The sequence below is a fragment of the Tamlana sp. s12 genome (genome assembly GCF_016767215.1).
GTDB lineage: Bacteria > Bacteroidota > Bacteroidia > Flavobacteriales > Flavobacteriaceae > Pseudotamlana > Pseudotamlana agarivorans.
Genome location: NZ_CP068547.1, coordinates 3,685,001 through 3,698,830, shown reverse-complemented (window position 1 = coordinate 3,698,830; position 13,830 = coordinate 3,685,001). Strand labels below are relative to the sequence as shown.

Below are 13,830 nucleotides of genomic sequence, written 5' to 3'. Positions count from 1 at the left end.
TTTTACTTGGAGCGTTAATTGTCGCTTCTAAAATTCTATTTATTAATCAATGGGCTTTCTGTTTATTTATTAACTTTACTTCATTAATCCTTACATTGAAATTATGAAAAAAATTACATTAGCTCTGTTTTGCTTTTTAATTGGTACAACTTTAGTTTTTAGCCAAGATGCCACTGCCCCTAAAGATGCCAGTGCGAGTGCTGCTCAAGCTAATAACCCATTAGCTAATATGACAGCAGTAAGCTTTCAAAATTATTATTTCCCCAAATTAGCTGAAGCACCCGATGCAGCTTTTATGAATACAACTTGGGTTCGTTTTGCTAAACCAATTTCTAAAGGGAAGCTGTTACTAAGAGCATCTATGCCTTTTTCTTCTTTAGGAATGCCTAATACCAACGGAGTTGTGAACACCACTAGTGGTACAGGAGATTTTAATGCATTTTTATCATATAATTTTGTTTCTAACGCAACAACAACAATGGGTATTGGTCCATCTGTAACTGCGCCAACGGCTTCTGATGATGTTTTAGGAGCTGGGAAATGGCAAGGTGGTTTTGCATTTGTAGCGTTTGTGGCTAAGTCCCCCATTTTTCAATTTGGTGGTTTAATTACATGGCAGGCTTCATTTGCAGGAGATGAAGATAGAGCAGCAACCAGTTTAGCTGCTATACAACCATTTTATTTTTGGCAATTAGGTAAAGGAACTTATTTAAGAGGTGCTCCTATTTGGGTATTAGACTTTAAAAAAGAGGCTTATTCAGTGCCTATTGCTTTAGGTATTGGTAAAGTTGTAAAAATGGGTAACACCGTATTTAACATGTATGTAGAGCCGCAGTATTCTATTTATGTAGAAGGTGTTCAACCTGTTTTTCAGGTTCTAACGGGAATCAATTTACAATTCATGAATTAATACAGCTGGCTATTAGCTGCTGTTAAGTATATAAAATCTCAGGCTTTATGGTCTGAGATTTTCGTTTTTATAGATTTTGATTTTAGCTTTAATATAACTTATTACTTCATTAGATATATCTTTTTAAGATGCGTAATTTTGTAAGTATGAAAGTTGATTATATAGTTGTAGGTACTGGTATTGCAGGCATTTGTTTCTGTGAATTGTTATGTGCTCAAGGGAAGAGCTTCGTTGTGTTGGACAATGGCTCACAAAAGTCATCTGCAGTTGCAGGTGGGTTATACAATCCTGTTGTTTTAAAACGCTTTACCTCGGTTTGGAAAAGTGATGAGCAGATAGCCTTAGCTTTACCTTTTTATCAGCAACTAGAGGAAAAATTAGGCGTTAAATTGGATTATAAAATTCCTGTGTACCGTAAGTTTGCTTCATTGGAAGAGCAAAACAATTGGTTCTCGGCCTGTGATAAGCCTTTACTTTCTAAATGGCTTTCTCCTAAAGTGATTAAAAATTCAAATGCGGCTATTGATGCACCTTTTGGTTTTGGAGAAGTTCTAGATACGGGGCGTATCGATGTTAAGACGCTTGTAGATACTTACCAACAAAGGTTAAAAGAGGAGGGCCTGTTTATTGAAGAAGGTTTTGACTATGATTTGCTCATTAATAATCCCGATTCGATACAGTATAAGGATATTCAAGCGAAACACATTGTTTTTTCTGAAGGCTTTGGTATTAAACAAAACACCTTTTTTAACCATTTACCATTAGTTCCTGCAAAAGGCGAGTTGCTTATTATTCATGCTCCTGAACTTAAAATTAATTTTGTGCTAAAAGCAGGTGTCTTTCTAATTCCATTAGATAACGATCAATATATTGTAGGGGCAACTTATGAGTGGAAAGATTTAACAAATAAAACTTCCGATAAGGCGCGAACAGAACTTTTATCAAAATTAAAAAAACTGATTGATTGTCCGTTTGAAGTCGTTAATCAAGTTGCTGGAGTTCGGCCTACAGTGAAAGACCGTCGACCATTGGTGGGACAACACCCCCAATTTAAAAATCTTTATGTTTTAAACGGACTTGGCACCCGAGGCGTTATGATAGGTCCTTATGTTGCAAAGCAGTTGTATGACTTTATAGAATACCAGACTCCTTTAGAAGACGATATTGATATCAAAAGGTTTCAAGATTTGATGACTTAATTAAATAGGTTCTGTTACAGCTTATTCGATGCTTGCGTTAGGGATTGAGGCATTTGTTGAAGCTCTTTTTTTGTTTTTCTCAAAAAAAAGCGACTGCCAAAATATTTATATTCATGAGCTCTTTAATTTAATGTAGAAAACAGTGAATAAAGCCCGACCCTTGTGGTAACGCCAAAATCTTAATTTTCCTTGGTAATCGTTTTATCGTAGTGCATAAAAATATTAATCCATATGTTTCTGGAAAGCCTTAAAATAATAGGCATACATACAATTAACGTGATGACTATGGATATAAAAATAGCGTTTACTCCAGCGTTAAACACAAAAAAGGCGATAACAAATGCGGCCACAGCAAAAGCAATACCAACGGCGTAGCTTACATACATGGAACCGTAGAAAAACGAAGGCTCTATTTTGTATTTGGTATGACAATGTGAGCATTTTTCATGCATATCCAAGGCTTCAGAGAGGATGTAAGGATTTGTGTTTTTAAACATAGATTCTCCATGACATTTCGGACAGGCTCCTGTGAAAATACTATATAATTTAGATCCTTTTTTAAACATATAATTTAATGTATTTTTGCGGCTTCAATTGCAAGACAAAAATAGCATATTAAACATATAACACTTGTGATAAAAGTTACATTTCTATGATGAACATTCATAATTTATCGATTTCATTTCAAGGGGAATACCTGTTTGAAGATATTACATTCAAACTGGGTAATGGTGATCGTATAGGGTTAATAGGGAAAAATGGTGCCGGTAAATCGACAATGCTTAAAATCTTATCGAAAGAAATGGAGCCTGATACCGGACAAATTGCGGCCGATAAAGATCTTAAAATAGGATTTTTAAAGCAGGACATCGATTTTATTTTAGGGAGAACTGTTCTAGAAGAATCCTATGAGGCTTTTACTGAGATTAAAGAAGTTGAAGCTAAAATGGCTGCCGTTAACAATGAAATGGCAGAGCGTACCGATTATGAAAGTGAAGGTTATCATCAATTAATGGTCGATATCAACGAGCTTCAACACCAGTATGAGATTTTAGGAGGTTATAACTACCAAGGTGATACCGAAAAAATACTTCAAGGTTTAGGTTTTAAGCGTGAAGACTTCGATAAGTTAACCGATACTTTTTCTGGTGGATGGCGAATGCGTATTGAATTGGCGAAATTATTACTTCAGAATAACGATATATTACTTCTTGATGAGCCTACCAACCACCTCGATATTGAATCTATTATTTGGTTGGAAGGGTTTTTAAGAAATTATTCGGGTGCCGTGGCCATTGTGTCTCACGATAAAATGTTTTTAGATAACGTTACAAACCGAACTATCGAAATTTCATTAGGACGTATTTACGATTACCCAAAACCTTATTCACAATTTTTGGTATTGCGTGAAGAACTGAGAACCCAACAACTGGCTTCGCAGAAAAATCAGCAAAAGCAAATTGAGCAAACCGAAAAGTTAATTGAAAAGTTTCGTGCTAAAGCTTCTAAAGCGACTATGGCACAATCCTTAATTAAAAAGCTGGATAAAATTGATAGAATTGAAGTTGATGAGGATGATAATAGTGTGATGACGCTTAATTTCCCGGTATCTATTACGCCAGGGAAAGTGGTTGTTGAGGCTGAAGGCGTTTCTAAAAGCTATGGCGATAATCAGGTTTTAAAGAATATTGACTTATTGATTGAACGTGATAGTAAAACTGCTTTTGTTGGTCAAAACGGACAAGGAAAGTCAACATTAGCCAAAATTATGGTTGGTGATGTGAAATATAACGGACATTTAAAGCTTGGGCATAATGTTCAAATTGGATATTTCGCCCAAAATCAAGCTGAGTACCTTGACGGAAATAAAACCGTTTATGATACCATGGTTGATGCCGCTAATGAAACTAATAGAAGTAAGGTACGTGATATTTTAGGATCCTTTTTATTTCGTGGTGAAGAAGCCGATAAATATGTGCGCGTACTTTCTGGGGGTGAACGAAACCGTTTAGCCTTAGCCAAATTGATGCTGCAACCATTCAATGTTTTGATTATGGATGAGCCTACCAACCACCTTGATATTAAATCTAAAAATGTCTTGAAGGATGCTTTAAAACGTTTTGAAGGGACTTTAATTTTAGTATCTCACGATCGTGATTTTCTACAAGGTTTAACCAATGTAGTTTACGAATTTAAAGATCATAAACTTAAGGAGTATTTGGGTGATATTGATTTTTACTTAGAGCAGCGTCAAGTAGAAAGTTTAAGAGAAGTTGAAAAGCGCACCGTGGTTAAAACCGAAGCGCCAAAGGAGAAAAAACAGCATTCTTACGAAGATCAAAAGAAACTCAAGTCTTTAAATAATAAACTGAGTAATGTTGAATCTAAAATCAATCAGTTAGAACGAGATATTAAAGCTATTGATCTTGAACTTGAAGTGAATTACGAAGAAACTACATCGCAGCCTAACTTTTTTGATAACTACCAGAAAAAGAAAACGGATTTAGAAGCGCTTGTAGAGAAATGGGAAGCCATTCACATGGAGATTGATACTTTCGAGTTGTAACTTTTTAAGCTTTTTTTAACTTTTCGCGGAAAAGTATTGGGTAATTTTGGCGACTACACCGCTAAAATATTGATAATGCGAAAAATTATACTTTCTGTAATAGGCGTTTTACTTATTGCCCTATCCTTCTTTGGAGCTCAAAAATTAATTGCGAGTAAAAACAAACCAAAGCCTGTAAAAGAAAAGATTATTAAAACGGTATTTACCGATACAGTAAAGAATACAACCGTAAAAATTATCATTCCAGCTACGGGCAGCTTAGTTGCCAAGCAACGTGTTGAATTGTATGCTGAAGTGGAAGGGATTTTTAAGCCTTCACGAGTATTATTTAAACCTGGGCAAACCTATAAAAAAGCACAGACTTTAATAAGTATTGATGCCCAAGAGCATTATGCCAGTGTACAATCGGCTAAAAGTAGTCTTTATAGTTTGGTGTCTTCTATTATGCCCGATTTACGCTTAGATTTCCCTAAGGTGTATCAGAAATGGCAAAACTATTTAAATGGCTTCGACTTAAACAAGACGACACCTATACTTCCTGAAATTTCATCAGACACAGAAAATTACTTCATCACAGGTCGTGGTATTGTAACGAGCTACTATAATGTTAAAAATTTAGAACAGCGTTTATCAAAATTCAAAATTCCAGCACCTTTTACAGGAATCTTAACAGAAGCTTTAGTTACGGAAGGCTCCTTAGTTCGTAACGGACAAAAATTAGGCGCGTTTATTGATCCGTCGGTTTACGAGATGGAAGTGGCATTAAGTGAAAATTATGCAAGTCTATTAAAAGTTGGTGAACCTGTTGTTTTAAATAGTTTAGATGAAACCGAAACCTATAAGGGGCATGTTTCCCGTGTAAACGGAAGTATTGATGCCACAACTCAAACCATTACAGCTTATATTGATGTGGCCGACAAAAACTTAAAAGAGGGTATGTATTTAGAAGCCCAAATTGATGCTAAGAAAGAAGAAAATGCCATTGAGATTGATAGGAACTTATTATTAGAAAATGATGAAGTTTTTGTGGTACGGGATAGCATTTTAGGAACCATACCTGTAAAACCTGTTCATTTTTCTGAAACTACAGTGGTTTTAAAAAATATTCCAGATGGAACCGTGATACTAGAAAAAAATGTTCCAGGCGCATATGCTGGGATGCTAGTAAAACCATTTAAAGAAGTAACATCTAAAAAAGACGCTGAGTAATGAGGAAACTAATAGCATATTTTATTAAGTACCACGTTGCTGTTAATGTGTTTCTTTTAGCGTTTTTTGTGTTTGGTGTTATTGGATTGTATTCACTTAAATCGTCCTTTTTCCCTTTAGTAGATTCTAAAATCATAACGGTTAACATCACCTACCCTGGAGCTTCACCTCAAGAGATTGAAGAGGGTGTCGTTTTAAAAATCGAAGATAATCTTAAAGGCCTTCGAGGATTAGATCGTGTGACTTCGGTATCCAAAGAAAATAGTGGAACTATAACCGTAGAAATCGAAAAGGGTGAAAATATAGACTTCATGCTTTTGGAGGTTAAAAATGCGGTAGATCGTGTTCCGTCGTTCCCCGTTGGCATGGAACCTCTAATTGTAGCTAAACGCGAGGAAGTTCGAGAAACGATCTCTTTCGCGTTAAGCGGAAAAAATGTGCCACTAGCCACGCTAAAGCAAATTGGAAGGCAAGTAGAAAATGATTTAAGAGCCATTCCAGGTATTTCACAAATTGAAGTGACTGGTTACCCGGAAGAAGAAATAGAAATAGCCGTAAACGAAAGCAGCTTATTGGCTTATGATATTAGTTTTTCTGATGTATCTCAGGCTGTAAGTGCCTCTAATATATTGGTTACAGGTGGGAATATAAAAACAGATGCCGAAGAATATTTAATTCGTGCAAACAACCGTTCCTATTATGGTGACGAGTTGTCTAATATTGTGGTTAAGGCTACAAATGAAGGGAAAACGGTTAGACTTAAAGATGTAGCGATTATTCGTGATCGCTTTTCAGAAACGCCTAACGCTACATTCTTTAATGAAGATCTAGCAGTCAATGTCACAGTTACCAGTACAAATAATGAAGATTTAATATCGTCTGCCGATAAGGTTAATGCCTATATAGAAGGCTATAACCAAAGTCATAATAATGTGAGGCTTAACGTTGTTCAAGATCGATCGATCACACTAAAACAACGTACGCAGTTATTAACCGAGAATGCTATTGTAGGGATGCTACTTGTATTGGCGTTTTTATCACTATTTTTAAATACACGTTTAGCTTTCTGGGTTGCTTTTGGATTGCCAGTTTCTTTCTTGGGGATGTTTATTTTTGCCGGTCAGTTTGATGTCACCATTAACGTACTATCCCTTTTCGGGATGATTATCGTAATTGGTATCTTGGTTGATGACGGTATTGTTATTGCCGAAAATATTTATCAGCATTACGAAAAAGGAAAATCTCCTGTGCAAGCAGCTATCGATGGTACTATGGAAGTGATTCCTCCTGTTGTATCTGCCATCATAACAACGCTATTGGCCTTTTCATTATTTCTGTTTTTAGACAGTAGAATTGGTGAGTTTTTTGGTGAAGTCTCTGTTATCGTCATTTTAACTTTAGTGGTTTCATTAGTAGAAGCCCTAATTATTCTTCCGGCTCACTTGGCGCATTCCAAAGCCCTAATGAAACCTGTAGAAGAAGAAAACCCGTCAAAAATTAAATTGTTTTTTGCTAAAATGCGAGGCATCAATAGGCTAGGGGATAGAATTATGACTTTTCTAAGAGATAAGGTTTACAGTCCTATTTTCGATTTTGTATTAGAATTTAAGATGTTATCGCTTGGTATTTTTGTAGCCATTTTAGTTTTAACCTTTGGAGCTATTGGAGGTGGTATTATAGGTATGACCATCTTTCCTTCTATTGCGAGTGATCGTGTAAGCGTAGAACTAGATATGCCTAACGGAACCAATGTGAAAATCACAGATTCTATTATATCGATGATTGAACAAAAGGCTTTTATAGTAAATAAAGAATTTACCGAAAAATATTTAGAGGGAACAGATAAAGAGTTGTTTGAAAATACCATTCTAAAACTAAACAGTTCCTCCAGTGCCAGTTTACAATTAAATATGCTTCCTGGTGAAGAACGTCCTGATGCCATTAGTGCTAGTTTGGTCGCAAACCGTTTAAGAGAATTGGTGGGGCCTATTATAGGCACCGAGCGATTAATATTTGGTTCAGGAGGTAATTTTGGTGGTAGTCCGGTTTCTGTTTCGTTATTAAGTAATAATATCGACGATTTAAAAGGAGCCAAAGTGGCATTAAAAAATGCGCTTCAAGAAAACCCTTTATTAAAAGATATTGAAGATAATGACCCGGCAGGTATCAAAGAGATTCGTTTAGAACTCAAAGAAAGTGCTTACTTATTAGATCTGGATTTAAGAACCGTTATGGATCAAGTTCGAGCAGGATTTTTTGGTGCTCAAGCACAACGCTTTCAACGTGGTCAAGATGAAATTCGCGTTTGGGTGCGATACGATCGTTCTAATAGAGAATCTATAAATAATCTAGACGATATGCGAATCGTTACGCCTTCAGGAAGTCGTGTTACTTTAAAAGATATTGCAAGTTATACCATCGAACGTGGCGATGTCGCGATTAATCACTTATCTGGACAACGTGAAATTCAAGTATCGGCCGATTTAAAAGACCCGAGTACGAGTTCTACAGATATTCTGGACGACATTAAAGCCAATATAATTCCTGCCATTCAATCGCAATATCCTACCATATCAACCTCGTATGAAGGACAAAAAAGGGAAGCCAATAAATTATCATCATCATTAAAAAAGGCAGGAATCCCCATATTGCTACTTATATATATCACAATAGCCTTTACCTTTAGAAGCTATAGTCAGCCATTGTTATTAATATTATTAGTTCCCTTTAGTTTAACAGCCGTAGGTTGGGGGCACTGGTTGCTAGGATTTCCTGTAAATGTGCTTTCTTTATTAGGTATCATTGCCCTAATAGGGATCATGGTAAACGATGGCTTGGTGTTAATCGGTAAATTTAATAGTAATTTGAGAGAAGGTATGACCTTTGATGACGCGCTGTCTGAAGCGGGCAAGTCAAGATTTAGAGCCATCTTCCTAACCTCATTAACCACCATAGCAGGTTTAGCGCCATTACTCTTAGAAAAAAGTAGACAAGCACAGTTTTTAAAACCTATGGCTATTTCCATTTCCTTCGGAATTGGTTACGCTACCATTTTAACCTTATTAGTGTTGCCCTTGTTTTTATCCTTTAGTAATGATATTAAAAGGCATACCAAATGGTTAGCGACTGGTAAAAAAGTTACAAAAGAAGAAGTTGAACGCGCGATTAAAGAGCAAAATGAAGAAAATGCACATTAAAACCATTATTGCTACTATCCTATTATTGACACAGGCATCGTTAGTAGCTCAAGAAGTCCTGACCCAGGAAAAAGCTGTGAGCTTAGCTTTGGAAAATAACTATGGAATTAAATTAGTTAATAAAGATCTAGAAATAGCAACCAATAATGCAGACATATTAAATTCGGGTTACCTGCCTACATTAACAGGAAATGCAGGAGCTACTATTAATCGAGATAATACCGAAGCCGAATTTTCAGATGGCAGGGTTACCGAACTTAAAGGAGCCGAAAGTTCTCGATATAATGCCTCTGTAGATTTAAATTATGTGTTGTTTGATGGGCTAGGCCGCTCATATTATTACAAACGCCTAAAAGAAACTAAAGCATTAACCGAACTTGAAGTGCGTGCCACTATAGAAAATACGGTCATGCAATTGTTTACCATATATTATAATGTTGCCGAAATTGCCGATAATTATAATGCCATCACTCAAACTTTCGAAATCTCCAAAGATCGACTAAAGAGATCCCAATATCAATTTGAGTACGGACAAAACACAAAACTCGATGTCCTTAATGCCGAAGTCGATATCAATAATGATAGTATTACCGTGTTAAATACCAGGCAGCAGCTTAGAAATTATAAAAGAGACCTAAACTTGGTATTAGGTAACGCTGTGTCCAATGAATTTGATGTAGACACCAATATCGGTTTTAATACCATTTATGATAAGGAAGCGCTCAAGCAAAAAGCCATAGCAAACAACATAAGTATTCTACAAGCCAATAAAAATATAGACATTAGTGAGCTGGGAATAAATTCCGAGAAATCGACCTTTTTGCCTACTGTTGGTTTAATAGGTAGTTATGGTTGGAATAAAAGCGATAATAATGCAGCATCATTTGTATCGGTTTCTACAACAACCGGATTGTCAGGTGGGGTTAACCTGAGTTGGAACCTCTTCGATGGCGGGAGTACCATAACCAGAGTGAAGAATGCTAAAATTAATTTAGAAACCCAAAAAATTCAAAAGGAACAGTTGCTCCTTACATTAGAGCGCGACTTTAATAATGCTTGGGATAACTATCACAACCGTTTAAATATATTTCGATTGGAAGAAGATAACATTCGAACTTCTCAAAACAACTTCGATCGTACACAAGAGAAATTCAAATTGGGACAAGTTAATTCAATCGAGTTTCGTCAGGCGCAACTCAATTTATTAAATGCAGAACTCAATAGGAACAAAGCCAAGTACCTGGCTAAAATTGCCGAATTAGAAATGCTACAAATTAGTGGAGAACTTTTAAATGTAGAATTTTAAAGAATGACTACTGCTTAACCTTTATTAGGGGCGGAGGCGAGCAATTTTGTCATTAACCTATATATTAGGTAAAATGATATTCAAAAATATAAGGTTATATAAGGATGCTTAATCTTTATATAACCTTTCTTTATTTGGAGAAAGTAAGCATATAGGGTTTTATTAGCCTTTCGGCGGAAGTATCCGCGTTAGGTTTCATCATAGGCATTTCATTATTATAATATGATGGGACTTCATATTTTTTTAGTTTGGTTTCCAGCTGAAGCCTAATAACGGTTGTCACCCTAAGCTTGTCGAAGGGCAATCCAAGGTAGAAGTTAGATATTAGAGTTTAAAAGTTAAAAGTTTGAGCTTGCCACACAAAGTTTCATAGATCTAACAAATCCATAGACAAAGGATTTGTTTTAATTTACTCAAAGCTGCCGAACTGGAAACGAAACTCATTTCCCCCTTGAGGGGGTTGGGGGTGTTTTGAGACAGTCAACAGTCAATAGTCAACAGTTAAAAGTTTGAACTCGGCACACAACGTTTCATAGATCTAACAAATCAATACACAAAGGATTTATTTTAATTACTCCAACCTGCCGAACTGGAAACGCAACTCATTTCCCCTCTTGAGGGGGTTTGGGGGTGTTTTGAAATAGTCAATAGTCAATAGTCAAAAGTTTACTATGTAATCAACACGTTTACTGAAAGTTAAAAACATCATCAAAAAAACTTCAAAAAAAAGCGATAAAAAGTTTGTTTGGGAGAAGTAAAGGTTTGTATATTTGCACCCCGCTAACAAAGGCATATGCCTATAAAGCGGAAGTTCATTGAGTGGTTTTGGTATTAAGATAAGGTTAAAAAAACTTTAAAAAAATAATCAAAAAAAATGTTGCTAGGTTCTAAAAAGGTTGTATGTTTGCAGCCGCTAAAAACAGCAGGTCTGTTGGAGGTTTAAAGTTCATAAAGTGATATTGGTTATTGAGATTTAAAGCGAAAAAAAACTTTAAAAAAATATCAAAAAAACATTGTGAGTTAAAAAAAAGGGTTTTACATTTGCACCCGCTTAGCAAGGAAACGAGCTAAAGAAAAGAGAAATAAGTTCATAAACATATTGAATTGACAGCGTAAGAATTAAATTGGAAACGATTTAATTCAACAAAGAGAATAGACCATTTTGAGTACTAGAGATTCTAATTAGTTGTTAAAGTTGTTACCTTTTAGGTAGCACATAAAAATTTAACGATGAAGAGTTTGATCCTGGCTCAGGATGAACGCTAGCGGCAGGCCTAACACATGCAAGTCGAGGGGTAACAGGGGAGCTTGCTTCCGCTGACGACCGGCGCACGGGTGCGTAACGCGTATGCAATCTACCTTTTGCTACTGGATAGCCCAGAGAAATTTGGATTAACACAGTATAGTATCATATTACTGCATGGTATTTATGATTAAAGGCTACGGCAAAAGATGAGCATGCGTCCTATTAGCTAGTTGGTGTGGTAACGGCATACCAAGGCAACGATAGGTAGGGGCCCTGAGAGGGGGATCCCCCACACTGGTACTGAGACACGGACCAGACTCCTACGGGAGGCAGCAGTGAGGAATATTGGACAATGGAGGCAACTCTGATCCAGCCATGCCGCGTGCAGGATGACTGCCCTATGGGTTGTAAACTGCTTTTATACAGGAAGAAACTGCTCTACGTGTAGAGTTCTGACGGTACTGTAAGAATAAGGATCGGCTAACTCCGTGCCAGCAGCCGCGGTAATACGGAGGATCCAAGCGTTATCCGGAATTATTGGGTTTAAAGGGTCCGTAGGTGGATGATTAAGTCAGGGGTGAAAGTTTGCAGCTCAACTGTAAAATTGCCCTTGATACTGGTTATCTTGAATCATTATGAAGTGGTTAGAATATGTAGTGTAGCGGTGAAATGCATAGATATTACATAGAATACCAATTGCGAAGGCAGATCACTAATAATGTATTGACACTGATGGACGAAAGCGTAGGTAGCGAACGGGATTAGATACCCCGGTAGTCTACGCCGTAAACGATGGATACTAGCTGTTCGGATTTATCTGAGTGGCTAAGCGAAAGTGATAAGTATCCCACCTGGGGAGTACGTTCGCAAGAATGAAACTCAAAGGAATTGACGGGGGCCCGCACAAGCGGTGGAGCATGTGGTTTAATTCGATGATACGCGAGGAACCTTACCAGGGCTTAAATGTAAGTTGCATTAGTTAGAGATAGCTATTTCTTCGGACTACTTACAAGGTGCTGCATGGTTGTCGTCAGCTCGTGCCGTGAGGTGTCAGGTTAAGTCCTATAACGAGCGCAACCCCTGTTGTTAGTTGCCAGCGAGTCATGTCGGGAACTCTAACAAGACTGCCAGTGCAAACTGTGAGGAAGGTGGGGATGACGTCAAATCATCACGGCCCTTACGTCCTGGGCTACACACGTGCTACAATGGTAGGGACAGAGAGCAGCCACTTCGCGAGAAGGAGCGAATCTATAAACCCTATCACAGTTCGGATCGGAGTCTGCAACTCGACTCCGTGAAGCTGGAATCGCTAGTAATCGCATATCAGCCATGATGCGGTGAATACGTTCCCGGGCCTTGTACACACCGCCCGTCAAGCCATGGAAGCTGGGAGTGCCTGAAGTCCGTCACCGCAAGGAGCGGCCTAGGGTAAAATCGGTAACTAGGGCTAAGTCGTAACAAGGTAGCCGTACCGGAAGGTGCGGCTGGAACACCTCCTTTCTAGAGAAAGACGACTAATAAGTATCAATAACTATTACGAAAAGATAGTTTATTCTCATTGCTGTTAATTTAAAATAAACAATTTAGTAGAGTCTCATAGCTCAGCTGGTTAGAGCGCTACACTGATAATGTAGAGGTCGGCAGTTCGAGTCTGCCTGAGACTACAAATTGAAGTTAAAAGTTATAAGTGAAAAGTTAAAAGTTCACGAGTAGTTTTTAAAACGTTCATTAAAAAAAGGAAATTTTAGAAGTTGGGAAACCAGTTTGCAGTACGCAGTTGCAGTACACAGTACATCACTAACTGATTACTGGATACTGATACTGAATACTAAAAAAACGGGGGATTAGCTCAGCTGGCTAGAGCGCCTGCCTTGCACGCAGGAGGTCATCGGTTCGACTCCGATATTCTCCACAAAAAATTGATAATTGTTAATTTACAATTGTTAATTATAAACGTTCATTGACATATTGAAACAAGATACATGAAAATAAACTAGGTAAAACTAGAATTTATTTAAGTAATAATAATTTGGATTAATTAGAATCACCACGAGCGATATCTAATTAATCAATAATCAATAGGAAATATTCAATTGATTATAACTCATTAAAAAAGCAAAAAGTACAATAAGCTAAATAAGGGCGTATGGGGAATGCCTAGGCTCTCAGAGGCGATGAAGGACGTGATAAGCTGCGA

Annotated in this window: 7 protein-coding genes, 2 tRNA genes and 2 rRNA genes (1 of these 11 running past the window's edge); 10 read left to right on the top strand and 1 reads right to left on the bottom strand. The window is 37.1% G+C overall.

The annotated features are described in order from the left end of the window. Positions 1-103: 103 nt before the first annotated feature. Entirely contained in the window at positions 104-910 is an 807-nt protein-coding gene (locus tag JJL45_RS15895) for a hypothetical protein (protein WP_068601710.1), read from the top strand. A 128-nt stretch (positions 911-1,038) separates the two neighbouring features. After that, positions 1,039-2,109: an NAD(P)/FAD-dependent oxidoreductase gene (locus JJL45_RS15890; protein ID WP_242521398.1), complete on the top strand. Its 1,071-nt coding sequence runs from the start codon at positions 1,039-1,041 to the stop codon at positions 2,107-2,109. Positions 2,110-2,288: 179 nt separating this feature from the next. Here JJL45_RS15890 and JJL45_RS15885 read toward each other — a convergent pair whose 3' ends face one another. Then, complete coding sequence (locus JJL45_RS15885; protein ID WP_067144599.1) at positions 2,289-2,675, bottom strand: DUF983 domain-containing protein; 387 nt, start codon at positions 2,673-2,675, stop codon at positions 2,289-2,291. A gap of 86 nt (positions 2,676-2,761) precedes the next feature. Here JJL45_RS15885 and JJL45_RS15880 point away from each other — a divergent pair, with 86 nt between their 5' ends. The 8 genes from JJL45_RS15880 to JJL45_RS15845 form a co-directional block, all read left to right on the top strand. Continuing rightward, positions 2,762-4,675, top strand: coding sequence for an ABC-F family ATP-binding cassette domain-containing protein (locus tag JJL45_RS15880; protein WP_067144597.1), 1,914 nt, complete (start codon positions 2,762-2,764; stop codon positions 4,673-4,675). Between the two features lie 75 nt (positions 4,676-4,750). Further along, complete coding sequence (locus JJL45_RS15875; RefSeq protein WP_068601714.1) at positions 4,751-5,884, top strand: efflux RND transporter periplasmic adaptor subunit; 1,134 nt, start codon at positions 4,751-4,753, stop codon at positions 5,882-5,884. After that, positions 5,884-9,081, top strand: a complete 3,198-nt coding sequence (locus tag JJL45_RS15870; RefSeq protein WP_068601716.1) for an efflux RND transporter permease subunit — start codon at positions 5,884-5,886, stop codon at positions 9,079-9,081. The genes JJL45_RS15875 and JJL45_RS15870 overlap by 1 nt, the downstream gene beginning before the upstream one ends. Then, on the top strand, positions 9,071-10,387 hold the full coding sequence (locus JJL45_RS15865) for a TolC family protein (protein WP_068601789.1): 1,317 nt from the start codon (positions 9,071-9,073) through the stop codon (positions 10,385-10,387). The genes JJL45_RS15870 and JJL45_RS15865 overlap by 11 nt, the downstream gene beginning before the upstream one ends. Before the next feature lie 1,227 nt (positions 10,388-11,614). Then, positions 11,615-13,133, top strand: a 16S ribosomal RNA gene (locus JJL45_RS15860). Positions 13,134-13,223: 90 nt separating this feature from the next. Next, a tRNA-Ile gene (locus JJL45_RS15855) sits at positions 13,224-13,297 on the top strand. A 174-nt stretch (positions 13,298-13,471) separates the two neighbouring features. Beyond that, positions 13,472-13,545 (top strand) — tRNA-Ala (locus JJL45_RS15850). 213 nt (positions 13,546-13,758) lie between these two features. Next, positions 13,759-13,830: ribosomal RNA gene (locus tag JJL45_RS15845) — 23S ribosomal RNA — on the top strand; it runs 2,754 nt beyond the window's last position. Together the 16S and 23S rRNA genes with 2 tRNA genes alongside form the textbook arrangement of a ribosomal RNA operon.